Consider the following 25852-nt stretch of genomic DNA (forward strand, 5'->3'; position numbering starts at 1 on the left):
CACCGTCGATCTTGGGGAAGCGGGTGAGCAGCCCCTGCATCACGGCGAAGCCACCCTCGCGGCTCGCCTTGCCATCCTGGTTGTCGGAAAGGACATTGATGCCGGGAGCGTCGGCAAAGGCCTTCTTGCAGCCCGTGACGCGATCCTGAATCGAGGAGATCGGGGGGCCGTTGATGATGACGACATCGCCCTTGCCCTTGAGCTGATCGATCAGATACTGACAGGCGATCTGCCCGGCCTGGACATTGTTGGTCATGACCGTGACGTCCGCCCCGGCCGCCGAAACATCCGCCGCGCCGACCGCGATCCCCGCAGCCTTCGCGCGCTGGACCGCGGGGGCGATGGCCACCTGATCGACAGCGTTCAGCATGATCATCTTCGCGCCCGCGGCGATGAAATTGTCGATCTGCGACGACTGCTTGGCGAGCTCGTAGTCCGCGCCGACCACCGTGATCTCGGCGCTCGGATTGGCCTTGAGAATGGCGTCCTTCATCCCCTGCACAAGCGGCACGAAGAATGGGTTGCCGAGCGTTCCGACGGTGATGCCGACGCGATCGGGGCCATCGGCGAGCGCACCGCTCGAGAAGGAGGCCGCCGCCAGCGCTGCTGCCGCCAGCAGTTTCAGTTTATGCATCATGTTCCTCCACTTCCGTTGGATGTCTCGCGCCCACGCCGGTTGCGAGACGAGCATTCGCCATGGCGAGGCGATCTGAACGATCAGCGCAATCCCGCCCTGTCGATCTGCGCCCGAAACGGGGACAGACCAACTCCCGATGACACGATGCCGTCGGACGAGCCGCGACTGGTCGGATCGATCGGACCTCCCGTCATTCTCCGCCGGATGCAACACGCGCAGCGTTGCGCGTCCAGCGCCTCGGCATGCCGTTATTGTCCGTACAAACATGACGATACGAGTGGATTCGGCGCATTGTCAAGGGCGTTGACGGAGACACAACGAGAGCATAGAAGTTTTTTGTCCGTACAATACGGTCAATTTGGATGCTGCAGTCGCGGTATCTTCGAAGTGGTCCGCAATTTGGGAGCGAGCGATGGCGCACCGCCTTTCCACCAACTACCGCATGAACCGCATCTTCCGGCCGGACAGGGCGTGCCTGATCGTCCCCGTCGACCATGGCGTCGTTTGGGGGCGCGTGCCGGCGCTGGAGTCGCCGGTCGACGTGATGCATCGTTTCATGGGCGAAGACATCACCGGCTTCATGGTGACGACCGGCATCGTCCGCGCCACCGAAGCCGACCTTGCGCGGCACCCTGCCCTGGTGCGCGTTCTGGCCATCGACGCATTCTGGCCGACCGGCAAGCCCGAGACCGGGACCGGAACGCTGGTTGCCCAGGTGGAAGACGCGGTCCGTCTTGGCGTCGATTGCGTCAAGCTGTTGCTGCCCTGGAACGTCTCGGACGCCGAGAAGGTCCTCTATTGCGAGCGCATCGGCCGGGTCATCTCCGAGGCTTCGCGTTGGGAAATGCCGGTGATGGTCGAGCCGGTCCTGCTCGCGGCTCCCCGCAGCGAAGAGGTGTTGGAAGCCGAACTCGAAGTTGCTCGCGTCGCCTATGATCTCGGCGCGGACATCATCAAGATCACCTTCCCGGGCGCGGAAGGCACCCGCAAGCTGGTGGCAGAGCTTGGCGTGCCGATCGTCGTGGCGGGTGGCGCCTTGTCGGGCGACTCGGATTCCACGATCAAGGATGCCGATGCGGCGATCTCCGCCGGAGCCCAGGGTCTCGTCGTGGGCCGCAAGGTCTGGCAGCGGCCGGAAGCCGAGGCCAAGCGCGTGATCGGCGAGCTGGCGCGCGTCAGCCGGGAAAAGTTCAAGCGCGCCTGGTGAGGCAGAAGATGGACGGCCTTTTCTGCGGCATCGACATCGGCTCGACGAACGTCAAGGTGGCGATCGTCGACGCTGGCGGCGCCACGCTCGCCGCCGAGGCGCGCCCGACGCCGCGGATCATGGCCGAGGGAGCGGTCGAAACAGACGCAGCCTATTTGACGTCGGTCCTCGAGGACATGATCGTGCGGGCCTGGCGGCGTCTTTCGACCCCCCGGCGCATCCTCGCCATCAGCGCCGCGGGCGTTGGCGAGGATGGGCTCATGGTCGATGGCGACATCATGCCGGTCGGCTATTCGATTCCCTGGTTCGACCGCCGGGCCGAGGCGGAGGCAGCACTTCTAGCCGAACACCACTCGCTGGAAGGAAGGACGGGCATTGCCATTGATCCGACGAGGACGGCGGCAAAATGGCTGTGGTCGGCGCGCCACCGTCCGCAGGAGTTCGCGCGGGGGCGGTGGTGGATTTCGCTCACCGACTACCCCCTGGCCAAGTGGGCCCATCGGCCATTCTTCAGCGAGTCGCTGGCGGTGCGCAGCGGATGTTACGACATTTCCCGGCGCGCCTTCCTTCCCGAACTTCTGGAGGCCTCTCGCGCCCCCTCGCTTGCCGACGTGGCGCTGGCGGGGAGCCGGATCGGAACCGTGGGCGGGCAGTGTTCACTCGTTCTGCGCGGCGCCGTCGCGCCCGGCGCGGCGCTCATTGCGGGCGGGCATGACCACCCGGTGGCGGCGGCCCTGATCCGCGCCGGCGCTCCGGATGCGATCGTCGACTCGCTCGGAACCGCCGAGCTGCTTCACGCGGAAACGGGAACGTGCGTGCAGCACCATCCCCCTCTCGTGCGTTCGACGGCCTTGCTCGCACCCGCTGGCGAAGCCTGCCTTTACGTCTTCGAACTGGCGTCCCAGCTTCGAGCGGTGCCGGGCCCTGCGCTGCGCGATCTTCTCGACCGTGGCTGGCCGGAGCACGCCTTCAGCGGCAGGGAGCAGGCCGCGGCGCTGATCGGCGGAGAGGCGAGACCCGAGGCATTGACCGGGGCGCTGCAGTCAGGCGAACCGGGCACGGTTTGGCAGCTTCTGGAAGCCGTGACCTTTGCCGCGCGACGGATCGTCGAGGAGATGAAGCGGGCAGGCATCCCTGCCGGCGCATTCTACACGACCGGAGGCTGGAGCCGGTCCGACGCATTTGTCCGCCTCAGAGCAAACGTTCTTGGCCAGACCATCCACCGGGTCAACGAGCCGGAGCTGGTGGCGCTGGGCGCGGCGTTTCTGGCAGCGCGGGGAAGCGGACACCCCATCGCCCGGACGCTCGACACCGCGCTGTTCCCGCCGGACCGCGCCGCGGCCGAGATCCACGAGGCCCGCTATCGCGACGCCAAGGAGCCGATCAGCCGTCTTCTAGGGCTCTCGCATCCACCGCGATCGTGACGAGATCGCTGCGGACATAGGAGCGGTAGAAGTCGAACGGCACTCCGTTTTCATCCCGCGAGATGGAACGGATCAGAAGAACCGGCGAGCCGGGGGCAAGCCTCAGGCTCTCGGCGATCTCGTCCGGCACGGTCACCGCTTCCACCTCGCGCCGCGCCGAGGAGATCGAGTAGCCGAGCGCGCGCAGCGTCCGGTTGAGCGAGTCCTTTCCTTGCAGCACCGGCTTTCCGATCAGCGCTTCGCCCACGGCTGCGGGCATGTAGTTGATCGAACGCAGAACCGGAACATCGTCCAGCGCGCGCACGCGTTCCAGCGAGAAGATCGTCGGTTGTCCCTCCAACTCCAGAAGATCGGCGACGGAAGGGGACGACTGTTCGAAGGCGGCACGAATGACGCTGGTGGCCACCCGCTTGCCTCCCTGGTGGGCCTCGTAATCGAAAAAGCCGCTGGTGACCTGGAGCATCCAGCCGCGATCGATGCCCTTGGCGACGAAGGCGCCGCGGCGCGGCACCATCTTGATGATGCGCTGATCCTGCAGGCTGCGCAGCGTTTCGCGCACGGTCGATCGCGATAGGTCGAACTCCCGGCAAAGCTCGCTCTCCGACGGCAGACGATCGTCGGGGACGTAGCGCCCCTCATTGATCTGACGCAACAGAATGTCTGCGAGCTGCTGGTAATAGGGGGTCGCTGCTGTGCGATCGATACGGTCCATGGGGCCCTGGGCTTATTTGTCCGTACATAGATTACATCCATGCATTCCGCGCATCCAGCCCAGAGAATGGAAAGCCATTTCCCGCGATGCGCATGGCGCGTCTCGTAGGGCGACGACGCACTGAAATGGCCAGAGAGGGCCTAGCAGGGTTCGATCCACGCCCCGTACGAGGGGCGACGATGATCAAATGGTAGTGCTGGCGGTCGAGCGACGTTTCGATCCACGCCCCCGTACGAGGGGCGACATGCCGAGGGGCAGACGACCGAGCGGGCCGCCTGGGTTTCGATCCACGCCCTCGTACGAGGGGCGACCAGGGGTACGGCGCGCCCGGCGGCGCAGATATCCTGTTTCGATCCACGCCCCCGTACGAGGGGCGACAGGTGCCGATGTTGTCGGATGAGGTGTAGGCCGTGTTTCGATCCACGCCCCCGTGCGGGGGGCGACGCAGAACGCCGTCTCACTGATCGGCGCGTCTTCGGTTTCGATCCACGCCCCCGTGCGGGGGGCGACCCCGCTGTCGGCGAGATCGCGACGCCGTTTGAGCAGTTTCGATCCACGCCCCCGTGCGGGGGGCGACCGGGTAGCGGATGCGAGCGCCTGACGGGCTCTGGTTTCGATCCACGCCCCCGTGCGGGGGGCGACCGTCAGGGTGTTGATTTTGACGCACTAGGTACTGACGTTTCGATCCACGCCCCCGTGCGGGGGGCGACCTAGATATTGCGGACAACGGCGCCAATGACTGGATGGTTTCGATCCACGCCCCCGTGCGGGGGGCGACATCACCGCCGAGTGCAAGACTCCCGTCAAGCTCCCCGTTTCGATCCACGCCCCCGTGCGGGGGGCGACGCGGCTTGCGAACCATGGAAAATGCGCCCTGCGGTTTCGATCCACGCCCCCGTGCGGGGGGCGACCAAGCCCGAGCAACACCTCATGTATCAAAATATGGTTTCGATCCACGCCCCCGTGCGGGGGGCGACGCCTTGTTCGCTTCAACAAATTCGGCTTTCTCAGTTTCGATCCACGCCCCCGTGCGGGGGGCGACGCGTTGCTGGGGCCGTTATGAGCCGCGCGGAGCAGTTTCGATCCACGCCCCCGTGCGGGGGGCGACAGTGATGTTTTGAACATCGATGGCATCGGCCAGCGTTTCGATCCACGCCCCCGTGCGGGGGGCGACGCCTGCTTGTCGTCAGGCTGCGACCCGGCTGTAGGCGTTTCGATCCACGCCCCCGTGCGGGGGGCGACCTCGTGACCATGCCGCCGATCGCCCGGCCGACGAGTTTCGATCCACGCCCCCGTGCGGGGGGCGACGATATAGCGCGTCAGGGCGTTCTCGATCTTCGTGTTTCGATCCACGCCCCCGTGCGGGGGGCGACCGTCGCCGCCTGCTGCTCGGCTGGCACCTTGGCCGTTTCGATCCACGCCCCCGTGCGGGGGGCGACATTACATTGAGCAGATCATTACATCGTCTATCCAGTTTCGATCCACGCCCCCGTGCGGGGGGCGACGGAAGAAGGGTGCGCTGCCGCCCAAGGAGGAGCGGTTTCGATCCACGCCCCCGTGCGGGGGGCGACCTCCCTCGAAGACCAAGCCTTCGAAGCTTTTCGTGTTTCGATCCACGCCCCCGTGCGGGGGGCGACGCACCGGCACGATCCTCCGCCGCAACGGACCTTGTTTCGATCCACGCCCCCGTGCGGGGGGCGACTCGGTTGGTGGACGGAGTATTATTTCTTTTACGTGTTTCGATCCACGCCCCCGTGCGGGGGGCGACGCGATGGCAACAACGCTCAGTTCGTTGTGACGCCAGTTTCGATCCACGCCCCCGTGCGGGGGGCGACGCAGGAGACGCGGCGGCCTGGTATGCCCGTCTAGTCGTTTCGATCCACGCCCCCGTGCGGGGGGCGACGGCTTTGGGACCGCTTCGCAGCCGCTGACGTACGTTTCGATCCACGCCCCCGTGCGGGGGGCGACGCTTGGCTGTTTTCCCGTCCCTGCGCCCAAGGACGGTTTCGATCCACGCCCCCGTGCGGGGGGCGACGGCCTTTAAATAGCGCTTTGATACGCCAGGCGGAATGATCCCGGCTGCGCGAACGATACGAGACGGTCGCGCCGCCTCGGCCACTGGATCAGGCCCTACTTCGGATTGTCCAATGATGTCCGCGACTTACACCCAGCGCGAACCTCCCGGCGATGTCCGGCACGCTTAGGGTTCGCGCGGCAACACCATGCCGGTCGCACGCGCGCCGCCCCCGCGCCTTCAGGCGGCCCTGAACGTCATCCAACCTGGCTCCTTGAGCTTATCGGCATCCAAACCGATTTGGACGCCCACTCCTCACGCCGATCACGGTGCCTTTGGCGCTCCCTGCCGGGCAAAACTGAGCGCCGTGGCCGTGCGCCGATCCTGTTCCCCAGACCATCTGCCAGCAAAGCAGCGGCATCAGGCGCCGTCACTTGCCTCTCGTGCTGATTTTGTGCTGGCGCCATGCGTAAGATTGCCGCAGGCGATCCGGTCGAATTCCCCGAAGCCGGCTCTGGACGCGCTCTTGTACGCTTCTTGCGGCGCGCTAACCGCCTTCCAAACCGGTTTGGATTCTGCTACGAGACTTCCTGCGGCGAGCAGCAAGGCGCTCTTCCGCACGGAGTGCTGGGAGGCACCATGACCCAATCAACCAACATCGACAGGGGAACACGGCGCGGCCCGCACAGCCTCACCGCAACGTTCACCCGGTCGGCCGCCTCAGTCCGGGCCTGAGAGCGGCGATGAACCTCAAGGAACTCTCCCAGCACCTCGGACTGTCGAAGACGACGGTGAGCCGCGCGCTCAACGGCTTTTCGGACGTCAACGAGGAAACCCGCAACCGGGTAATGGAAGCGGCCCGGCGCTTCAACTACGCGCCCAACGCCAATGCGCAGCGTCTTGCGACGGGACGGACGGGCGCGCTCGGCATCATGTTCCCGATCGCCGAGAACCCCTTCGCCGATCCGCTGTTCGCGGAGTTTGTCGCGGGCGTCGCCGACGGCGCCGTCCAGTGCCGGCGGGACCTTTTCGTATCTTCTGCCTTCGACGGCGAGGAGGCGGCCTATCGGCGCCTCGCCCGCAGCAAGGCGGTCGACGTGATGATCCTCGGGGCTCTCGAGGTCGAGGATCTGCGCATCCGCCTCCTGTCGCATCTCGGGCTTCAGGTGGTGGCGTTCGGGCGCACCGCCAGCTCCATCCCCTATGCCTATCTCGACATCGACAACGAGAGCGGCTGCCGCCGCGCCACCAAGCTCCTGATCGGGCTCGGCCATCGCGATATCGCGCTGATCAATGGCGATACGCGCTTCACGGCGGCCGAGCACCGGCATGTGGGTTGGCTGAGCGCCTTCACCAAGGATGGGCTGACGGTGCCGGAGCATCTCGTTGTCACCGGCGCGGCGACCGAGGAAGCCGCCTATCGCGGGGCTCGGCGCCTTCTGGCGGCAGAGCGTCGGCCGACGGCCTTCGTCTGCGCCAGCATGTATCTCGCATCCGGCTGCGTGCGCGCTATCCGCGATTGCGGCCTCGCCGTGGGCGCGGATATCTCGGTCGTTGCCCATGACGACGGCATGGCGGTGATCCGGCCGGAAGCCTTTGAGCCGTCGCTGACCGCCACCGCTGCCTCGGTGCGCGGCGCTGGGCTGCGGGTCGCGGAGATGGCCGCGGCCCTCGCAGACGGGGGCGAGATCGCCGATCTGCAGGAAGTGCGCCCCGTCGAACTGATTTTTCGTGATAGCGCCCAGCCGCCTCGCCGATCCCTCTGAGGAACGGCGCGCGGAGCGGAGCCCTGAAAGGAATACGATCAAGCCGATAGTGCTCAAAGGAACCTAAAAAACAGGGCCGGGTGGAGTGTCGATTCTTGGCGGAATACCCATGAAGCCGGCGGCCCCATAATTCAAGGGGAATACATGGACCAGAAAGTTATGGCCGTGTCCGCCGGAACAACACCGGAGGACGCGATGGGAGCGATTGACCTGAAAGCGCCGCTCGCCGGCTGGCTGATGCCGATCACCGAGGTTCCGGACCCGGTGTTCAGCGGCCGGATCCTCGGCGACGGCTTCGCGATCGACCCGACGGAGGCAACGCTGAGGGCGCCCTTCGACGGCTGCGTGACGTCCCTGCATCGCGCCCGCCACGCCGTCACGTTGAAGGCCGACAACGGCGCCGAGGTGCTGATGCACCTGGGACTCGATACCGTCGGGCTCAAGGGCGAAGGCTTCACCGCCCATGTGGCGGAAGGCGACCGGGTGCGGCAAGGCGATCGGCTGATCAGCTTCGACATGGACGTGCTGGCGCAGCTCGTCCGGAGCCTGGTGGTGCCGGTCGTTCTGACGAACGGCGAGGATTTCTCCTTCACACCGCCAGCCACAGATCGGCTTGTCGCAACCGGTGAGAGTCTGGCGCGGATCGCGCCGATCTCGGCGGGCATCGGGACCCGTCAGGCAGCGGGGGGGCCCTCCTTCCGCATGTCGGCGCGCATTCGCGACCCCAACGGCATTCATGCCCGCCCGGCGGGCATGGTCGCCGAGATTGCCAAGGCGGCCTCCTCGGAGGTTATCATCCGCTTCGGCGATCGCTCCGCGAGCGCGGCAAGCCCCGTCGGCCTGATGCTGCTCGATGCCCAGTTCGACGATGTTCTGACCATCGAGGCGAACGGCGTCGACGCCGAGGCGACCGTGCGCGCCATCGCCGAAAAGCTCGGCGCGGCCAGCGAGGCCGATGCGTCCGCAAAAGACGCCTCGGTGGCCGGGAAGGAACAGCCGGCGACGGCCCAAAAAGCCGAGCCGGCGGACGAGGCCATCGTGCCGCTGGCACCGGGTGAGGCGCTCGAAGTTCGGGGCATGACGGCCGCGCCGGGCCTTGCGCTCGGCACGTCGGTGCGCGTCGCCCTGGAGGAATTCGACATCGAGGAGGAAGGCGCCGGCATAGAGGCCGAGCGGACCTCGCTGCACTCCGCCCTGTCCAGGACCGCCGAGACCATCCGGCGCACAATGGCGTCGAGCACGGGTCAGCAGGCCGACATCATGGCAGCTCATCTTTCCTTCGTGGAAGATCCCGACCTGCGCAAGGATGCCGAAGGCTTCATTCATCAGGGCAAGAGCGCCGCTTTTGCCTGGAAGGCCGCCATCGACCAGCAGACCGCCGCGCTTCGCAAGCTCGGAAACAAGGTTCTGGCCGAGCGCGTCGCCGACCTCGAGGACATCCGCCATCAGGTCTTGGCCGTTCTCCTCGGCAAGGAAAGCAGCGCCGCGCGTCTGCCCGAGGCGGCGGTGCTCTTTGCCGCGGACATCCTGCCCTCGCAGTTCGCCCAGTTCGATGCCTCGCGGATCGCCGGCATCGTTTTGGCCGAGGGCGGCACCACGGCGCATGTGTCGATCCTGGCCGCCAGCAAGGGCATCCCGACGATCGTCGCGGCCGGCCCCGCCGCTCTCAGCGTTCCCGATGACCAGCCGGTCGTCGTCGACGCCGATCAGGGCGTGGCGCGCATCAACCCGCCGGCCGGGGACCTCGCCTCGATCAAGGAAGGGGTCGCCAGCCGGAAGGCGCGCCTCGCGGCAAGTCGAGCTGCGAGCCACGAGCCTGCGTTCATGACCGACGGGACGCGCATCGAGGTGGTAGCCAATCTGGGCGGTCCGGCCGATGTGGCGGCCGCGCTGGAGAATGGCGCGGAGGGCTGCGGCCTGATGCGCTCGGAGTTCCTCTTTCTCGACCGCGCAACGGCGCCGAGCGAGGACGAGCAGCTCGAGCATTATCAGGCCATCGCCACAGGTCTCGAAGGCCGCCCGCTAATCATCCGCACGCTCGACGCGGGCGCCGACAAGGACGTTCCCTATGTCGGCCTGCCGAGAGAGGACAATCCGGCGCTCGGCATGCGCGGCGTGCGCATGAGCCTGTGGCAGCCGGACCTGCTCAGAACGCAGATTCGCGCCATCCTCAGGGTCGAACCCTTCGGTCAGGCGAAGCTCCTGCTGCCCATGGTGGCGACGCTCGAGGACCTGCGCCGCGTACGCCGGGTCATCGACGAGGAGATGCAGTCGCTCGGCAGGACAACGCCGATCGAGGTCGGAATCATGGTCGAGGTGCCGTCCGCGGCGCTGACCGCCAGTCAGTTCGCAAGGGAAGCCGACTTCTTCTCCGTAGGCACCAACGACCTCACCCAGTACACGCTCGCCATGGACCGGATGAGCTCGCATCTCGCCGACCAGCTCGACCCGTTCCACCCAGCCGTCCTGCGGCTGATCGGACTGGCCGCCGAAGGCGCCAAGGCGCACGGCAGATGGGTCGGCGTCTGCGGCTCGCTCGCCTCCTTCCCGAAGGCGGCGCCGCTGCTGATCGGCCTCGGCGTCACCGAGCTGTCGGCCACGGCCGGCGCCATTCCCGAAATCAAGGCGCTGGTGCGCACGCTCGATCGCAAGCGCTGCGCCGAAATCGCCCAAGAAGCCCTGAAATGTGAATCGGGTGAGGCCGTCCGCCATCTGGTGGCGACCGTCTGGCCCGAGGTCTGAGGAGGACCATCATGTTCAAATCCGCATTTGGAATTCTCCAGCAGATCGGCAAGGCGGTGATGCTGCCGGTCGCCGTGCTGCCCGTCGCGGGCCTTTTGCTCGGCATCGGCGCCTCCAACTTCTCCTGGATGCCCTCCATCGTCTCGGCGGTGATGGCGAAGGGCGGCGGCGCCGTGTTCGACAACCTGCCTTTGATTTTCGCCGTGGGCGTGGCGTTGGGCCTTGCCAAGAATGACGGCGTGGCCGCGGTGGCGGCGGTCGTCGGCTTCGTGGTGATGCTCGCAACCATGGGCGTCTTCGCCCCGGTTCTCGGCGCCGAGCCGGTCAACGTCCTCGGCATGCCCTCGATGCAGACCGGCGTCTTCGGCGGCATCATCGTCGGCATTCTCGCCGCCGTGATGTTCAACCGCTACTATCGCATCCAGCTTCCGTCCTATCTCGGCTTCTTCGCCGGCAAGCGCTTCGTGCCCATCGTCACCGGCCTTGCCGCCATCGTTCTGGGCGGGGTCATGTCGCTGATCTGGCCGACGGTGCAGGGCGGCATCGACGTCTTCTCACACTGGGCGGCGGAGAATGATCCGCGCACGGCGGCCAGCATCTACGCCTTCGTCGAGCGCCTGCTCGTGCCCTTCGGCCTCCACCACATCTGGAACGTGCCGTTCTTCTTCGAGATCGGTTCCTACACCAACTCGGCCGGCGAAGTGGTCCATGGCGACATCAACCGCTTCTTCGCGGGCGATCCCACCGCCGGCATCCTGTCGGGCGCCTTCCTGTTCAAGATGTGGGGCCTGCCGGCGGCGGCCATCGCCATCTGGCGCTGTGCCAAGCCGGAAAACCGGGTGCGCGTCGGCGGCATCATGATCTCGGCGGCGCTGACCTCGTTCCTGACCGGCATCACCGAGCCGATCGAGTTCTCATTCCTCTTCGTCGCCCCGGTGCTTTATGGCATCCATGCGGTGTTGGCCGCCTCGACCCAGTTCATCGCCAACACGCTCGACATCCACATGGGCTTCACCTTCTCCCAGGGTGGCATCGACTTCCTGATCTTCAACGTTCTCGGCACCAACGCCCATAACTGGTGGATGACGCTGATCCTCGGCCCGATCTACGCTGCGGTCTATTATGGCGTCTTCACCTTCGCCATCCGCCGCTTCAACCTTAAGACTCCGGGGCGTGAGGACGAGACTGCGGGCACCGCGGTTGCTGGCGCCGCCGCCGGCGCTGGGGATCGCTTCGCCGTCGCCCGCCAGCTGGTCGACGCCTTCGGTGGGGCCGGCAACATCACCAACCTCGATGCCTGCATCACCCGGCTTCGTGTCGGTGTCGCAGAGATCGGCAAGGTTAATCAGGCCACCTTCAAGGAAATGGGCGCCGCCGGCGTCATGGTGGTCGGCCAGGGGCTGCAGGTGATCTTCGGCACCCAGTCGGAGAACATGAAGACCGACATGGAGGAGTATCTGCGCACCGCCCATGGCGGGGTGGCAGAGGGTCCTGTGCCCACGCCGGGCGCGGCCAACCGTAACGTCGCGGGTGCTCCCACCGCCGTTTCGATCGAAAAGGCCCAGGCCCTGATCGAGGCGCTGGGCGGCCGGGACAACTTCATCTCCTACGAGGCGGTGGCCGGCAGCCGCATCCGCATCGAGGTGGCCGACGCGAAGAAGTTCAATCAGGCCAAGGCGAAGGTCGCGGGGGTCCGCGCCATCGCCACGCTCGGCAATGGCAGCTACCAGCTGATCATCGGCGACGACGCACCTCAGGTCGCCGAGGCCCTGGCGGCGTGATCCTTCTAGAAACAGCGGGGTCGCGAAAGGCGGCCCCGCCCCTTACCCAGATGAATTTATGGCAGGGCGGGTCGCAAGCGGCGGCCTGCCCCGTCCTATTTCCAGGCCGCTCGCTCAGCCACGGTCAGCTCCGGCACGATGCGGCGGCCCTCATCCTGGCTGCGAAGCGCCGCCTCGATCAGCGCCATCACGGCAGAGGCCTGCTCGGGCGGCACGGGGTTCGACGCCTCGCCGCGCAGAGCCTTCAACAAGGCGGCATAGTAGCCGCGCTGATCGCCCGGCGTCGTCTTGACGCGGCGCGCCTCGCCGGTCTCTCCGACGTGCAGCCAGGCATCGTCGGAGTCCTCGCCCCAACCCTTCGTTCCCGGCATCATCCCGCTCTTGAGCTGGTCTTCCTGAATATCCGGCTCGGCCTTGACGAGGCTCGCCCTGTCGCCGTGGATGGCGAAGCGGCGCCCGCCGCCGGCCACCAGCACGCTCGCCTGGAGCACGGCCAGCCGCGCGCCGTAGCGCAGCGTCAGGCGAAAGAAGTCGTCGCTCCTGGCGCCCGGCCGTTGCGCCAGCACCGTCGCCTCCAGATCGTCGGGAAGCCCGAACAAGGTCAGCGCCTGGTCGATAAGATGCGGCCCGAGGTCATAGAGCAGGCCGGAGCCTGGCCGCCCATCCTCACGCCAGCGGTCGCGCACAGCAGGGCGATAGCGCTCGATTCGCGACTCGTAGAGCGCGACATGGCCGAGGCTGCCGGATTCCATCGCGGCCTTGACGGTGAGGAAGTCGCTGTCCCAGCGCCGGTTCTGGAAGACGGAGAGCAGGCCATCGCTCGCCGTGGCGAGCTCGACCAGATGGCGGGCCTCGGCGAGCGTCACCGTGAACGGCTTGTCGACGACGACATGCTTGCCGGCGGCGAGCGCCGCCTCGGCGAGCGGGGCATGCGTCTCGTTGGGCGTGGCGATGACCACGAGGTCGACGTCAGGATGCGTCACCGCCTCGCCCGCCTCGGCGACCACGCGCACCTCGGGCAGGCTGACCTTCACCGCCTCCGGCCGACCGGACGCGACCACGCGGATCTCATAGCCCTCGCTGCCCATCAAGAGCGGCATGTGGAACGTCTTTCCGACATAGCCGAAGCCGATGAGGCCGACCCGCGCGGGGCGGTTGGAAGACAGTGTTTTCATGGCCGTTTCGAGCCTTCCCTGAACGGTGGACGGACCAAGCCTTCGCCCACGATCTTTCCCTCAAATGCGGTTTTCTGCCATGTTTTTTAATCCGGTGCGAACCTCCGGTCAGCCTCCTGTGATCGACCCTTCGGGCGATGCCCTGTTTCTCGATTTCGACGGCACCCTCATCGAAATGGCCGACCATCCCGATCTCGTCACTGTCGAGAGCGAGCTCATCGCCCATCTCGGCGAACTGCAACGCGCCTGCTCGGGCGCGTTGGCGCTGGTGAGCGGCCGGCGCATCGTCGATCTCGACCGCTTCCTCGCGCCGCTGCGCTTTTCGGCGGCGGGTGTGCATGGGCTGGAGCAGCGGCTCGAGCCGGAGGGCGCCAGCGAGCCGATCTGCGGGCCCGAGATGCTGGACGAGGCGCGGGAGAGCATCCGCGCCGCCATCGCCGCCGTGCCCGGCCTCAATTTCGAGGACAAGGGCACCGCGCTGGTTCTGCACTACCGCACCGCGCCGGAGCTCGACGAAACCGCCAAGCGGATCATGCGCGATGCCATCGCAGGGCGCGACGATCTGGTGGTGATGGACGGCAAGCGAGTCATTGAGGTTCACCCCGCCGGTATGGACAAGGGCCGCGCCGTTGCCGCCCTGATGCAGCGCCCGCCGTTTGCCGGGCGGCGTCCGGTCTTCATCGGCGACGACCTGACCGACGAGCACGCCCTGGCTTTCGTGCGCGAACAGGGCGGAGTTTCGATCAAGGTCGGCATAGCGCAAACCTGCGCCGAATTCCGCCTTGAGGATGTCGCCGCCGTTCGCCGCTGGCTGGGCCTCAGAACCTAAACCGTTCAGACGGCGATCGGCTCGCGCACGAGATCGACGCCGAAGCGCTCTTTCACCGCCGCCTGAACGGTCGAGGCGAGGCGGTCGAGGTCGCTATAGGTGGCCTTGCCATGGTTCACGAGGATCAGGGCATGGCCCTCGTGGACACCCGCCTCCCCTTGCCGCATCCCTTTGAGGCCGCAAGCCTCGATCAGCCAGGCGGCCGACAGCTTCACCCGGCCGTCGGCCTGCGGGTACCTCGGCCCCCCGGCGATCCCCTCCGCGACCTCCGCGGCGACGATGGGGTTGTGAAAGAACGAGCCGGCATTGCCGAGCACCCGCCAGTCGGGCAGCTTGCCACGGCGCAGTTCGAGCACTCGCTCCATGACGGTCAAAACATCGGTGTCAGCCGGCAGACTGTCGAGGCCCTTGTAGCCGAGGATAGGCTGCCACGGCTCGGGCAGGACCAGCGTGACGTCGAGAATCACGTAGCGGCCGGGGACTTCCTTGAAGGCGCTGTGGCGATAGGCGAACCGGCAGTCCTCAGGCCCGAAGGAGCAAACCGTCCGCTCCAGGCAGTCATAGGCCGTGAGGCATTGAAATCGGTCTTTCAGCTCGACGCCATAGGCGCCGATGTTTTGGACCGGCGCGGCGCCAACCGTACCGGGAATGCCGGCAAGGTTTTCGAGGCCGCCGAACCCCTGCCGCACCGCCCATTCGACGAAGTCCGGCCAGTCCTCGCCGGCCTCGGCCTTTACCAGAACGCCGCCATCCTGCCGCCCGATGACGTGCCGCCCCTTGATGGCCATCAGGGCCACGACGCCCTCGATCCGCTCGCGCAGCAGAACGTTGCTGCCCCCGCCGATGACATGGAGCGGCAGGCGCTCCGATGCGGCGAATTCGACGATCGCCTCGATATCCTCGGTGCCTGCGACGACGGCGCCGTATTGAGCGCGCGAGCCAAGGCCAAAGGTGTTGTGGTCCGTCAGGTCGAAGTTCGAAATCACGTCCATGCCGCGCCCCATCTCCCGGTGCTCTCGCGCCGTAAAGGCTATTCTACGCCATGCGCTCAAAGGTCAGATAGGCCGGGCGCCGCCCCTCCCGGATGGCCTTGGCCTCGTAGCGCGTTCCCTGCCAGTGCGGAAACGGCTGGTGCCAATCCTGCGCCCGTCGCGCCGTCCAGGCGAAGGCAGGGTGGGCGGCCGTCTTGAGCAGCGTCCAGTCGACGTAGCTCTCGATGTCGGAGGCGAAGCGAAAGAGGCCGCCGGGCTTCAGGACGCGCGCCATGCGATCGAGGTTTGTTTCGCTGACGAATCTGCGCTTCCAGTGGCGCCGCTTTGGCCAGGGATCGGGATAGAGCAGGTCGATCTCGCTGACGCTTGCCGCTGGAAGGCGGTCGAGAAGCTGCGTCGCGTCGTCCTGGAAAAGGCGGAGGTTGGCGAGCGGCGTCTTGTCCAGCGCCGCCAGCATCTTCGCCATGCCGTTGACGAAGGGTTCGGCGCCGATGAAGCCCGATCCGGTCTCGCGCGCGGCATCGGCGAAAAGATGCTCGCCACCGCCGAATCCGATCTCCAGGCGAAGCTCGGTGACCGGCGCGGCAAAGAGCCGGTCGGTGCTGACCTCCTCGCCCTGAGGCGGAAGATCGAGACGGTAGCGCGGCAGAAGGTCTTCGAGAAGCGCGGCCTGGTGCGGCCGCAGCTTCGGCCCCTTCAGGCGCCCGAAGAACGCTTCGCGCGCCCGCGTGGGGTAGTCGGGCCGGCGCGGCTCGCCAGCCCCTGTCTCGTCCTCGGAACTCAAGCGGAGAGCGCCGCCTTCAGGTCGCGGATCAGGTCTGTCCGCTCCCACGAGAAGGAACCGTCGCGCCCGCTCCGGCGACCGAAATGGCCGTATGCGCTGGTCTTGGCATAGATCGGCTTGGTGAGCTGCAGATGCTCGCGAATGCCGCGCGGGCTGAGGTCCATCACCTCCCGCAGCGCCTTTTCAAGCTTCTCCTCCGGCACGGCCCCCGTGCCGTGGAGATCGACATAGATCGACAGAGGTTCGGCGACGCCGATGGCATAGGAGAGCTGGATGGTGCAGCGCTCGGCGAGCTTGGCGGCGACAACGTTCTTGGCGAGATAGCGCGCGGCATAGGCGGCCGAGCGGTCGACCTTGGTCGGGTCCTTGCCGGAGAAGGCGCCGCCGCCATGCGGCGCCGCGCCGCCATAAGTGTCGACGATGATCTTGCGGCCGGTGAGGCCGGCATCGCCGTCCGGGCCGCCGATGACGAACTTGCCCGTGGGATTGACATGCCACTTGCAGTCTTCCGCGATCCGAAGTTCGCCGAAGACCTCGCGCACATAGGGCTCGACGATGCGGCGCACGTCTTCCGAGGTCAGGTCGGGGTCGAGATGCTGGGTGGAAAGAACGAGGGAGACCACTTCGGCCGGCTGGCCGTTCTCGTAACGGATCGTCACTTGGCTCTTGGCATCCGGCCCGAGCTTGACCGCCTCGCCCTCGCCATCCTTGCGCGCCTTGGCCAGCCGCTCCAGGATCTTGTGGGCGTAGTAGATCGGCGCGGGCATGAGCTCGGGCGTCTCGCGGCAGGCGTAGCCGAACATGATGCCCTGATCGCCAGCGCCCTCATCCTTGTTGCCCGAGGCGTCGACACCCAGAGCGATGTCGGCGGACTGGGCATGGAGAAGAACGTCGATCTTCGCCGTCTTCCAGCTGAAGCCGTTCTGTTCGTATCCGATCGACTTGACGGCGCGCCGGGCGACCGCCTTGACCTTCGAGCGAATCTTCTTCTCGTCGATTGAGCAGCGCACCTCGCCCGCTATGACGATGCGATTCGTCGTGGCCAGGGTTTCACAGGCGACGCGGACGAGAGCCGGGTCCATGCCGGTCTTCTTGGCCTCACGATAAAACAGATCGACCACTTCGTCCGAAATGCGGTCGCAAACCTTGTCCGGATGACCTTCTGAAACGCTTTCGCTGGTGAAGAGATACTCGCTGCGCGCCATCGTTACTCTCTTTCTGAACGCCACATGGACCGGCCTCATCCGCCGCCGCGATCGAGCCGCGACCACGCAAAAATCATCGGATGATGTGTTGGAAAACCGTCACCAAGGCCCAATCCGACCCGCCCGCACGAAGGACTCTCGTGCTGGCGCGGGCTTGACAGACCGACAACGCCTTCGTCAAGAGACAATAGGACACAAAAGCCCTAAAACAGGGCTAATATCGGCGAAATCGTGGAGATAACGACTTAGGAGCGGTCTGCCTCGGCCATCTCTGCAAGGGAGCGGACGAGGTCGATGATGCGCCGGCGAACCTTCGGATCGTTGATCCTGACGAAAGCGCGGTTCAGCTGGAGGCCCTCGGAGCTCGACAGGAAATCGACGACATAGTCGGAGCCGGACGTTTCTTCCATGCCGCTGCCGTCGGAAGAGCTTTCGCTCCCGCCAGGAACATCTTCGAAGAAGAATGCTACCGGAACAGAAAGAACTTCGGAAATACGCTGAAGACGGCTGGCCCCTATTCTGTTCGAGCCCTTCTCGTACTTCTGCACCTGTTGGAACGTTATACCGAGGCTTTCTCCGAGCTTCTCCTGGCTCATTCCCAGCATGGTACGGCGCAAGCGCACCCGAGATCCGACATGCACGTCGATCGGATTGGGCTTCTTCTTATTCTCCGCCATAGTCTTTCACGCGACCCAAAAAAGATCCCGCCGGGTGTGTCAGGGCGCGCCGCACCGCTCCACTGACGCCCGGAGAAGGATATCAACACAACAACAATGGGACCGTGCGTAGGCGCTGCATACGGTTGAAGTCAATCAGTTGCTCTTACCCATCGTCAATGCCGTTGCAATTGCAACCGCACATGTGGCAACAAACGCACACCAGAAGGCCAAATCGATATAGCGCGCATAAAATGGCGCTGTGAGCACATCGGGAAGCGGCGCTTCGACGTTACCGGTAGAGCCCAGCGCGAGCGAATCGATCGTCCTGCCATAGGCGTCGTTGACGACGGAGATGCCGGTGTTGGCGCTCCGCACCAGGGGAAGGCCAAGGGCCACCGCCGCCAGTTCCGCCTGCCGCAGATGCTGATAGGGACCGGGCGTCCTCCCGTACCAGGCGTCGTTGGTGACGTTGAGGATGAAAGAAGGACGATTCTTGCCGGCGACGATGGCCGCGTATTCGCTCGGGAAGATGATCTCGTAGCAGACGAGAGGCAGGAAGCCGGCCGTTCCCGCAAAGGGAACAGAGCCGTGCGAGGCTCCGAGCGTGAATCCTCCCGGCATCTCGACGATCTGGTGAAGGCCGAATCGCGACAGGAGCGAGCCGAGCGGCAGATATTCGCCGAAGGGAACGAGATGAACCTTGTCCCTCGCCTCGACGATCGCCCCCTCGTCATCGATGAGATAGACGGAGTTGTAGGCAAGGCTGTTGTCGTCGCCCTCGAGGCGCGTGGCGCCCGCGGCCAGGCTTTCCCCCGGCTGGAGCATCTGCCCGAGATCGGCGATCGCTTCGGGATGGTGGGTGAGGATGAAGGGAAAAGCCGATTCGGGCCAGACGATCAGCCTGGAGCGCGGCGCATCGCGGCCTGGCGTTCCCATCTTCGACTTGCCCTGCAGCGTCACGCCGACGAGACGGCGCCAGATGCGATCCGCCTCGGCCTCGTCCCACTTGTCGCTCTGTTCGATGCCGGGCTGGACGACGAGAAGCGAGACGTCCGCCACCGTGCCTTCCTGGCTGTTCCACAGCCGCCAGGCGCCGAAGCCGAGATGCGCGACGACCAGCAGTGCGACCAGCGCCAGAGCCGCCGCGCGGCTCCTGCCGGCCGGGTCGGCGAGAAGAGCGGGCGCGGCGAAGACAAGAAGGGCACCCAGCGTCAAGCCATGCAGGCCAACGACGCTGACAGACTGCATCATCAACGGGATGGGCGCGGCCATGACGCCGATCTCGTTCCATGGAAAGCCGGTGAAGAGAACGCCGCGCGCGTATTCGGCAAGGGCGAAGGCCGCCGCGAAGGCAAAGAGCCGCCCCGCGCCCTCGCTCCAGAACAGGCGGGCCAGGACGGCGGCGAAGCCGAAGTAGAACGCCAGGATCGCCGGCAGGCCCAGGACGGCGAAGGGAATAGCCCACCAGAACTCGCCGACGTCGACCATCATCGCCGCGCCAAGCCACCAAAGTCCGGCGACGAAGTATCCGAAGCCGAACTGCCAGCCCACAACGAAGGCCGGCGCGGCGCGGCCGAGGAGGCCAGCGCCCGGCGCGCCGGCCACGCCGCCGATCAGCCAGAGAAGGATGGGAAAGGAGACGAAGGCGAAGACGGGAAGGTTGAAGGGCGGAAGGGCGAGCGTCGCGATGGCGCCAGCCAGGATAGCCAGCAGGGCGCGGCGCCAGCCTTCCAGAAGCATGACGCCACCGGCTAGGCGGGCCAGAAAGGGCGGTCGACGCACCAGGGATGACGCCGCCGCGCCCGAATATCCCGCTGCCCGCCCATCACCGAAAGGCCATTCGTTCAACGCGCCTCTCCCTGCTCCGTGCCGATGGCGAGCTCCGCCGCGCTCGCCTTTCCGCTCCAGCCGATAGGGCAAGGAGGGCACGGGGGCAATCCGTGGCGGACGGAAGAAGCGGCGCCGCCGCGCGAATGTCAGCGGCGCCAGGCCGTCAGACCAGCTCGGCGAGCGCGGCGGGATCAAAGTCCCTGAGGCCCGCGCGGTCGCCCGCGCGCACCTTCGACACCCATTCGGGATCGCTGATGAGCGCGCGTCCGACGGCGATGAGATCGAACTCGTCGCGCTCCATGCGTTCAATCAGGCGGTCGAGCCCGACGGCGGTAGAGCTCTCGCCCGCGAAGGCCGCAAGGAATTCGCCGGAAAGACCGACGGAGCCGACCGAGATGGTGGCGGCACCCGTCACCTTTTTCGCCCATCCGGCGAAGTTCAGGCCCTTCTCTCCGTCGATCTCGGGAAACTCGGGCTCCCAGAATCGACGCTGCGAGCAGTGGAGAATGTCGACACCGGCCTCGACTAGCGGCATCAGCCAGTCTTCCATGGCCTTGGGCGTTTCGGCGAGGCGCGCGCGATAATCCTGCTGCTTCCACTGGCTGAGGCGCAGAATCACCGGGAAATCGGGGCTGACAGCGGCGCGAATTGCGCTGACCACCTCGCCGGCAAAGCGCGAGCGCTCGCGAATTGTGGCGCCGCCATAGCGGTCTTCGCGGCGATTGGTGCCGGACCAGAAGAACTCGTCGATGAGATAGCCGTGCGCGCCGTGGATTTCGACGACGTCGAAGCCGAGGCGTTCAGCGTCGGCGGCGGCGCGGGCGAAGGCCGCCACGGTGTCGGCGATCGCCTCCTCGCTCATGGCGACGCCGCGCGGCTGGTCCGGCGCGAGCAGGCCCGACGGGCTCTCGACCGGCGCCTCGGGCTCCCATTCGCTAGGGCCGACCGTCGAGCCCGTATGCCATATCTGCGGCCCCATGCGCCCGCCCACTTCGTGGACGGTGTCGATCACGCCTTTCCAGCCGGCGAGTGCCTCCTCACCGTGAAAAAAGGGAATGCCGGGATGGTTGCGCGAGGCCGGCCGATCGATCACCGTGCCTTCCGATAGGATCAGGCCGACGCCGCCCAGGGCGCGGCGGCGGTAATAGGCGGCGTTGGGCTCGCCAGGAATGCCGTCGCGCGTTTTCGTGCGCGTCATCGGCGCCATGACAATGCGATTTTCGAGCGCCAGCGACTTCAGGCGAAAGGGCCGAAAGAGAATGTCTGTCTGGGAGGACATGCAGGGACTCCATTGGATCAGAGGCCCTCTAGGTATACATTGGCGACCTAGGGTCAACCACGCACTTTGAATCGCCTAGGTATCCTGGAGGTAACCGCGATGGTCGAATGCAGACACCAGCGCTTCGCGGTCGACTGCCCGAGCAGGGTTCTGATCGATCAGATCGCCGACAAGTGGACGATGATGGTTCTGACCGTCCTCGACGACGGCCCGCTGCGCTTCAACGAGATCAAGCGGCGCCTCGAGGGGGTTTCGCAAAAGGCGCTGACCCAGTGCCTGCGGCGGCTGGAGCGCAACGGCCTCCTTTCCCGCCGCGTCATCCCCGTTTCCCCTGTGGCCGTGGAGTACGAAATCACGCCTCTCGGGCGCGGGCTGCAAGCCCCGTTCAAGGCGCTCTATGGCTGGACCATGGCCAATCTCGCCGAGGTGGAGGAAGCGCGCCGCGCCTACGACGCGCAAATCCCCCGGCGGGTGGATTGAGGCCTTCTCAGGAGGTTTCGGCCAGCCCCTGGACGATGCGCCGGCGCCTGTCGCCCTGGCGGATGCGCACGATCCTGACGCGCCGGACGCGGCGCGGATCGGCATCCAGAACCTGGAACTCGAAGCCCGGCACCGCCTGAACCACCTCGCCGCGCGCCGGGACCCGGCCGAGCTCGGAGAACAAGAGCCCGCCCACCGTGTCGGCCTCGTCCTCGTATTCCGAGATATCGAAGTCCTTGCCGATGGCCGCGCACACGTCCTCGAGATCGGCGCGGCCGGCGGCGTAATAGATGCCGTCGCCGCTCTCGGTGATCATGATCTCGTCGTCATCGTGCTCGTCGCCGATGTCGCCGACCACCATTTCGAGGATGTCCTCCAGCGAGACCAGCCCGTCCGTTCCGCCATACTCGTCGATGACCAGCGCCATCTGGGTACGCGTCGACTGCATCTTCGCCATCAAGTCGGAGGCGAGCATCGAGGGCGGCACGTACAGGAGGTCGCGGATGATGCCGAGGTTCCCGACGGTGCGGGAGAGATCGACCCGCGTAAGGTCGAGCTCCTTGGCCAGGGGGCGCGAGGCCGCGCCGCGCCGAAGCGCGTCGGCCTTCGACTCGCGTGCCTGACGGGTGAGATGGGCGAGGATGTCGCGGATGTGAATCATGCCGCGCGGGTCGTCCAGGCTTTCGCCATAGACCGGCATGCGCGAGCGCCCGCTGCTCTCGAACTGCTTCATGAGGTCGCCGAGGGTGATGGTGATCTCCACCGCCTCGATGTCGGCGCGCGGGATCATGACGTCTTCGACCTTGAGCTCGCGCAGCCTCAGAATGTTGTTCAGCATCGCCCGCTCCGTGGGCGAAAAGGCGCCTTGGTCCTCGCCATGATCGAGGAGCGCATCCTCGAGGTCCTGGCGCAGCAGGCTCGGCACCTTGGGCCGAAGTCCGCCGAGAAGGCGTTTCAGAAGCCCGCCCTCCGCATGGGCCTCGCCGGCCCCGTCGGATCGACTTCGATCGGGCGAAAGGTCGCCCTCGGCCGCCTCGGCGGGAGCGTCCGTTCGCAGGCTCGCTCCGTTCGTCTCAGCCTGGTTCATTACGTCCATCGTTCCCATGTCTTCAAAACGCGGCGGCGGCGCGCCGCTGGGTGAGCACCCTGGTGGCTCGATCGCTTGTTCTGTTGCGCGCTCCCCAGGCGTCAAGCGGTCCGCCCGAGGGTCGTTTCAGTCGATGTGCGCCCCGTCGCCGGCCTCATAGGGGTCGGCGATGCCGAGATCCCCCAGCACGGCGACCTCGAGCGCCTCCATCTCCTCGGCCTCGGCCTCCTCGATATGGTCGTAGCCGAGAAGGTGCAAAAGCCCATGGACGACAAGATGGCAGAAATGATCGGCCGGCGCCTTTTGCTCGGCTGAAGCCTCGGCGAGGACGGTTTCGCGCGCGACGATGATGTCCCCGAGCAGCGGCCCCGGCGCGTCTCCCGGCTGCAGCTCGACCGCCGGAAAGGACAAAACGTTCGTCGCCTTGTCCTTGTCGCGCCATTGGGCATTGAGCGCCTTGACGGTGGCATCGTCCGCAAGAACCAGCGACAACTCGCTTGTGGCGGAGGAGAGCGCGGGAAGACGCGCGGCAACGGCGGCGACGGCACGGCGCACCAGCGCCAGCGGATCGCCCCATTGCGGGTCGGCCCAGCCCTCGTCCTCGATCAGCAGCTCGATCTCTATGCCCTCGCCCGGCCCACCGGCCGGCTTCTCCACCGAACTCACGAGGCAGCCCCCTGCTGCGCCGCGCGCCGACGCGTGGCATCGGCATCATAGGCCTCGACGATCGCCGCGACGAGGGGATGGCGGACCACATCCTTGGCCTCGAAGCGCACGGTAACGACGTTCTTGACGCCGGCGAGCACGCGCAGCGCCTCGATCAGGCCCGAGGTCTGGCCCGGCGGCAGGTCGATCTGCGAGGGATCGCCCGTCACCACCATCCTGGCATTCTCGCCGAGGCGGGTCAGGAACATCTTCATCTGCACGGCCGTGGTGTTCTGCGCCTCGTCGAGGATCACCGCGGCGTTGGCCAGCGTACGCCCGCGCATGAAGGCGAGCGGCGCGATCTCGATCGCGCCGGCGGCCAACGCTCGCTCGACGCGCTCGGCCGGCATCATGTCGTAGAGCGCGTCGTAGAGCGGCCTCAGATAGGGGTCAACCTTCTCCTTCATGTCGCCGGGCAGGAAGCCCAGGCGTTCGCCCGCCTCGACGGCGGGGCGCGACAGGATGATCCGATCGACCTGCCCGCGCTCCAGAAGCTGCGCCGCGTGGGCGACGGCGAGATAGGTCTTGCCGGTGCCGGCGGGGCCGACGCCGAAGACGAGCTCGGCGCGCTCCATCGCCCGCATATAGGCGTCCTGCGTGGGCGTGCGGGCGTGGATGGTGCGCCGACGCGTCGATATCTGCGCCAGGGCCATGCGGCCCTTTTTCTCCATGGTCGGCAGGACGAGCTGGTCGTCCTGGGCGATGGCCATGCGGATCGCCCCCTCGACGTCGGAGACGTGGATCTCGTGGCCCGCCTGAAGGCGCTCGTAGAGGTGATCGAGGGCGCGGCGCGCCTGATCCGTCGCCCCTGCCTCGCCCCTGATCTCGACCTCGTTGCCCCGCGCCCGCATGTCGACACCGAGCTTCTGCTCGATCAGGGCGAGATGCTCGTCGAACTGGCCGAACAGGGCGCCGGCAAGGCGGTTGTCCTCGAATGAAAGAACGATGTGCGCCATATCCGACGCCCCGGCGGCCTGGGTCGGCTCGGCGGTCATCTTCATGCCGTTCTCCTCGACGGCGCGTCCGCCCCTTGCGCCATCAGCGAATTCGGCAGCGTCGCGGCAATTTCGACTCGCACCATGTCGCCAACGGCGCCGCTTTCCGACGACAGCACGACAGGCTGGAGATAGGGCGAGCGCCCGACCAGCTGATGGGCATAGCGTCCCGGCTTCTCGATGAGGACATCCATGGTGGTTCCGACCAGCGAGGCGGCAAAGGCCGTCTGCTGGTCGCGGATCAGCGCCTGGAGGCGCTCCAGCCGTCCGGCCTTGACCGCCTCGGAGACATGATCGTCCATGGCCGCACCCGGCGTTCCGGGACGCGGCGAATATTTGAAGGAAAAGGCCGAGGCATAACCGACCTCGGAGACGAGGCGCATCGTGTCCTCGAAGTCCGCGTCGCTCTCGCCGGGGAAGCCGACGATGAAGTCGCCCGAAAGGGCGATGTCGCCGCGCGCCGCGCGAATGCGCTCGATCAGCCTCAGATACTCCGCCGCGTCATGCCTGCGATTCATCGCCTTCAGCACTTTGTCCGAACCAGACTGCACTGGAAGGTGAAGATATGGCATCAAGATGTCGAGATCGCGATGGGCGGCGATGAGCTCGTCGTCCATGTCGCGCGGGTGGGAGGTGGTGTAGCGCAGACGGGCGATGCCCTCGATCCGCGCCAGCCGGTGAAGCAGGCCGCCGAGCCCGACGGGCCGGCCCGCCTCGTCCTCGCCGGACCAGGCGTTGACGTTCTGGCCGAGCAGCGTCACCTCGCGCACGCCCGAGGCGGCGAGCCGTCGCGCCTCCTCCACGATCCTGGCAAGGGGGCGAGACACCTCCGCGCCACGCGTATAGGGCACGACGCAGAAGGTGCAGAACTTGTCGCATCCCTCCTGAACCGTCAGGAAGGCCGTGACGCCGCGGGCACGGATGCGCTTTTCCTCGGCCGTCGGCAGATGGTCGAACTTGTCCTCCACCGCGTAGTCGGTTTCCACCACCTTCTCGCCGGCGGCAACCCGGGCCAAAGCCTCGGGCAAGCGGTGATAGGTCTGCGGTCCGATGACGAGGTCGACGGCGGGCGCGCGGGCGAGAATCTCCTGGCCTTCCGCCTGGGCCACGCAGCCGGCGACGCCGACGCGCATCTCCCGTCCTTGCTCCGCCCGTTCGGCCTTGAGCAGGCGAATGCGTCCGAGCTCGGAATAGACCTTCTCGGCGGCCTTCTCGCGGATGTGGCAGGTGTTGAGAAGAACGAGGTCGGCGTCCTCGATGACCTCCGTCGGCTCATAGCCGTCCTTCGCCAGCGCGTCGCTCATGCGCTGCGAATCATAGACGTTCATCTGACAGCCGTAGGTCTTGATATAGACCCGACGCCGGGCGCCGCCGACGTCCGGGTTCGATGCATCTTCGCGTCGTTCGGTCATGCGCCCTTCTTTGAAGACCGTCTCATATGCTGGAGGGAAAGGAGCCCAGCCGGCCCGCTATTCCCGCTCCGGGTTTCTTTTCGGCATGGCCTGATCCGCAAAGTCCGCCTTGGAACCATGCCCAGGCATCGCCCCTT

At 66.4% G+C, this 25852-nt stretch carries 20 protein-coding genes and 1 CRISPR repeat array; of the genes, 7 read left to right on the plus strand and 13 right to left on the minus strand.

Annotated features, from left to right (window positions below):
• The coding region (locus B5D38_RS13445) for a substrate-binding domain-containing protein (RefSeq protein WP_116002735.1) at positions 1–634 on the minus strand (634 nt) is incomplete at its 3' end.
• Between the two features lie 415 nt (positions 635–1049).
• On the opposite strand from B5D38_RS13445, the gene B5D38_RS13450 reads away from it, so the two are divergent.
• Both B5D38_RS13450 and B5D38_RS13455 read left to right on the plus strand, forming a co-directional pair.
• Complete coding sequence (locus B5D38_RS13450; RefSeq protein WP_078708954.1) at positions 1050–1844, plus strand: class I fructose-bisphosphate aldolase; 795 nt, start codon at positions 1050–1052, stop codon at positions 1842–1844.
• Between the two features lie 8 nt (positions 1845–1852).
• Positions 1853–3268 (plus strand): FGGY-family carbohydrate kinase, encoded by a 1416-nt coding sequence (locus tag B5D38_RS13455; protein WP_078708955.1) that lies wholly within the window; start codon positions 1853–1855, stop codon positions 3266–3268.
• Here the strand turns inward: B5D38_RS13455 and B5D38_RS13460 are convergent.
• Positions 3228–3980 (minus strand): GntR family transcriptional regulator, encoded by a 753-nt coding sequence (locus B5D38_RS13460; protein WP_078708956.1) that lies wholly within the window; start codon positions 3978–3980, stop codon positions 3228–3230. The genes B5D38_RS13455 and B5D38_RS13460 overlap by 41 nt on opposite strands.
• 212 nt (positions 3981–4192) lie before the next feature.
• Positions 4193–6015: a CRISPR direct-repeat array (repeat unit 32 nt; unit sequence GTTTCGATCCACGCCCCCGTGCGGGGGGCGAC).
• A gap of 722 nt (positions 6016–6737) precedes the next feature.
• Here B5D38_RS13460 and B5D38_RS13465 point away from each other — a divergent pair.
• The 3 genes from B5D38_RS13465 (at position 6738) to ptsG (ending at position 12283) form a co-directional block, all read left to right on the plus strand.
• The gene (locus B5D38_RS13465) at positions 6738–7760 is read left to right on the plus strand and encodes a LacI family DNA-binding transcriptional regulator (protein ID WP_078708957.1); all 1023 of its coding nucleotides are present in this window, start codon (positions 6738–6740) and stop codon (positions 7758–7760) included.
• A 144-nt stretch (positions 7761–7904) separates the two neighbouring features.
• Entirely contained in the window at positions 7905–10502 is a 2598-nt protein-coding gene (ptsP, locus tag B5D38_RS13470) for a phosphoenolpyruvate--protein phosphotransferase (RefSeq protein WP_207552950.1), read from the plus strand.
• Between the two features lie 11 nt (positions 10503–10513).
• Positions 10514–12283: a PTS glucose transporter subunit IIBC gene (ptsG, locus tag B5D38_RS13475; RefSeq protein ID WP_078708958.1), complete on the plus strand. Its 1770-nt coding sequence runs from the start codon at positions 10514–10516 to the stop codon at positions 12281–12283.
• A gap of 95 nt (positions 12284–12378) precedes the next feature.
• On the opposite strand, the gene B5D38_RS13480 is transcribed toward ptsG, so the two are convergent.
• Positions 12379–13458, minus strand: coding sequence for an oxidoreductase (locus tag B5D38_RS13480; protein WP_078708959.1), 1080 nt, complete (start codon positions 13456–13458; stop codon positions 12379–12381).
• Positions 13459–13537: 79 nt separating this feature from the next.
• On the opposite strand from B5D38_RS13480, the gene otsB reads away from it, so the two are divergent.
• Positions 13538–14287, plus strand: coding sequence for a trehalose-phosphatase (gene otsB, locus B5D38_RS13485; RefSeq protein ID WP_078709098.1), 750 nt, complete (start codon positions 13538–13540; stop codon positions 14285–14287).
• Between the two features lie 5 nt (positions 14288–14292).
• Here otsB and murB read toward each other — a convergent pair whose 3' ends face one another.
• The 6 genes from murB to B5D38_RS13515 all read right to left on the minus strand — a co-directional run bounded on the left by murB (position 14293) and on the right by B5D38_RS13515 (position 21036).
• Positions 14293–15291, minus strand: a complete 999-nt coding sequence (gene murB, locus B5D38_RS13490; RefSeq protein WP_280949392.1) for a UDP-N-acetylmuramate dehydrogenase — start codon at positions 15289–15291, stop codon at positions 14293–14295.
• 31 nt (positions 15292–15322) lie between these two features.
• Complete coding sequence (trmB, locus tag B5D38_RS13495; RefSeq protein ID WP_078708961.1) at positions 15323–16063, minus strand: tRNA (guanine(46)-N(7))-methyltransferase TrmB; 741 nt, start codon at positions 16061–16063, stop codon at positions 15323–15325.
• The gene (metK, locus tag B5D38_RS13500) at positions 16060–17268 is read right to left on the minus strand and encodes a methionine adenosyltransferase (RefSeq protein WP_078708962.1); all 1209 of its coding nucleotides are present in this window, start codon (positions 17266–17268) and stop codon (positions 16060–16062) included. The genes trmB and metK overlap by 4 nt, the downstream gene beginning before the upstream one ends.
• A 245-nt stretch (positions 17269–17513) precedes the next feature.
• Positions 17514–17945 (minus strand): helix-turn-helix domain-containing protein, encoded by a 432-nt coding sequence (locus tag B5D38_RS13505; protein ID WP_078708963.1) that lies wholly within the window; start codon positions 17943–17945, stop codon positions 17514–17516.
• Positions 17946–18080: 135 nt separating this feature from the next.
• Complete coding sequence (lnt, locus tag B5D38_RS13510; RefSeq protein ID WP_245319213.1) at positions 18081–19775, minus strand: apolipoprotein N-acyltransferase; 1695 nt, start codon at positions 19773–19775, stop codon at positions 18081–18083.
• Between the two features lie 145 nt (positions 19776–19920).
• Positions 19921–21036, minus strand: a complete 1116-nt coding sequence (locus tag B5D38_RS13515) for an NADH:flavin oxidoreductase (RefSeq protein ID WP_078708965.1) — start codon at positions 21034–21036, stop codon at positions 19921–19923.
• A 99-nt stretch (positions 21037–21135) separates the two neighbouring features.
• Here B5D38_RS13515 and B5D38_RS13520 point away from each other — a divergent pair, with 99 nt between their 5' ends.
• The gene (locus tag B5D38_RS13520) at positions 21136–21516 is read left to right on the plus strand and encodes a winged helix-turn-helix transcriptional regulator (protein ID WP_078708966.1); all 381 of its coding nucleotides are present in this window, start codon (positions 21136–21138) and stop codon (positions 21514–21516) included.
• 7 nt (positions 21517–21523) lie between these two features.
• Here the strand turns inward: B5D38_RS13520 and B5D38_RS13525 are convergent, their stop codons facing one another.
• The 4 genes from B5D38_RS13525 to miaB form a co-directional block, all read right to left on the minus strand.
• Entirely contained in the window at positions 21524–22603 is a 1080-nt protein-coding gene (locus B5D38_RS13525; protein ID WP_078708967.1) for a hemolysin family protein, read from the minus strand.
• Between the two features lie 126 nt (positions 22604–22729).
• Complete coding sequence (gene ybeY, locus B5D38_RS13530; protein WP_245319216.1) at positions 22730–23269, minus strand: rRNA maturation RNase YbeY; 540 nt, start codon at positions 23267–23269, stop codon at positions 22730–22732.
• The gene (locus tag B5D38_RS13535) at positions 23266–24309 is read right to left on the minus strand and encodes a PhoH family protein (protein WP_245319218.1); all 1044 of its coding nucleotides are present in this window, start codon (positions 24307–24309) and stop codon (positions 23266–23268) included. Before B5D38_RS13535 ends, ybeY begins: the two co-directional genes overlap by 4 nt.
• A complete protein-coding gene (gene miaB / locus B5D38_RS13540) occupies positions 24306–25715 on the minus strand; it encodes a tRNA (N6-isopentenyl adenosine(37)-C2)-methylthiotransferase MiaB (RefSeq protein WP_078708968.1) in 1410 nt (469 codons plus the stop codon). Before miaB ends, B5D38_RS13535 begins: the two co-directional genes overlap by 4 nt.
• Positions 25716–25852: the final 137 nt, after the last annotated feature.

The organism is Consotaella salsifontis (genome assembly GCF_900167365.1).
GTDB classification, from domain to species: Bacteria; Pseudomonadota; Alphaproteobacteria; order Rhizobiales; family Rhizobiaceae; genus Consotaella; species Consotaella salsifontis.

Coding starts and splice junctions, on each gene's coding strand:
- murB (WP_280949392.1), bottom strand. CDS start 15,291: ATGGGGCGCGGCATGGACGTGATTTCGAACTTCGACCTGACGGACCAC.
- B5D38_RS13455 (WP_078708955.1), top strand. CDS start 1,853: ATGGACGGCCTTTTCTGCGGCATCGACATCGGCTCGACGAACGTCAAG.
- B5D38_RS13515 (WP_078708965.1), bottom strand. CDS start 21,036: ATGTCCTCCCAGACAGACATTCTCTTTCGGCCCTTTCGCCTGAAGTCG.
- B5D38_RS13450 (WP_078708954.1), top strand. CDS start 1,050: ATGGCGCACCGCCTTTCCACCAACTACCGCATGAACCGCATCTTCCGG.
- ptsP (WP_207552950.1), top strand. CDS start 7,905: ATGGACCAGAAAGTTATGGCCGTGTCCGCCGGAACAACACCGGAGGAC.
- B5D38_RS13505 (WP_078708963.1), bottom strand. CDS start 17,945: ATGGCGGAGAATAAGAAGAAGCCCAATCCGATCGACGTGCATGTCGGA.
- B5D38_RS13465 (WP_078708957.1), top strand. CDS start 6,738: ATGAACCTCAAGGAACTCTCCCAGCACCTCGGACTGTCGAAGACGACG.
- miaB (WP_078708968.1), bottom strand. CDS start 25,715: ATGACCGAACGACGCGAAGATGCATCGAACCCGGACGTCGGCGGCGCC.
- B5D38_RS13480 (WP_078708959.1), bottom strand. CDS start 13,458: ATGAAAACACTGTCTTCCAACCGCCCCGCGCGGGTCGGCCTCATCGGC.
- B5D38_RS13535 (WP_245319218.1), bottom strand. CDS start 24,309: ATGAAGATGACCGCCGAGCCGACCCAGGCCGCCGGGGCGTCGGATATG.
- metK (WP_078708962.1), bottom strand. CDS start 17,268: ATGGCGCGCAGCGAGTATCTCTTCACCAGCGAAAGCGTTTCAGAAGGT.
- B5D38_RS13460 (WP_078708956.1), bottom strand. CDS start 3,980: ATGGACCGTATCGATCGCACAGCAGCGACCCCCTATTACCAGCAGCTC.
- B5D38_RS13525 (WP_078708967.1), bottom strand. CDS start 22,603: ATGAACCAGGCTGAGACGAACGGAGCGAGCCTGCGAACGGACGCTCCC.
- B5D38_RS13520 (WP_078708966.1), top strand. CDS start 21,136: ATGGTCGAATGCAGACACCAGCGCTTCGCGGTCGACTGCCCGAGCAGG.
- otsB (WP_078709098.1), top strand. CDS start 13,538: ATGTTTTTTAATCCGGTGCGAACCTCCGGTCAGCCTCCTGTGATCGAC.
- ptsG (WP_078708958.1), top strand. CDS start 10,514: ATGTTCAAATCCGCATTTGGAATTCTCCAGCAGATCGGCAAGGCGGTG.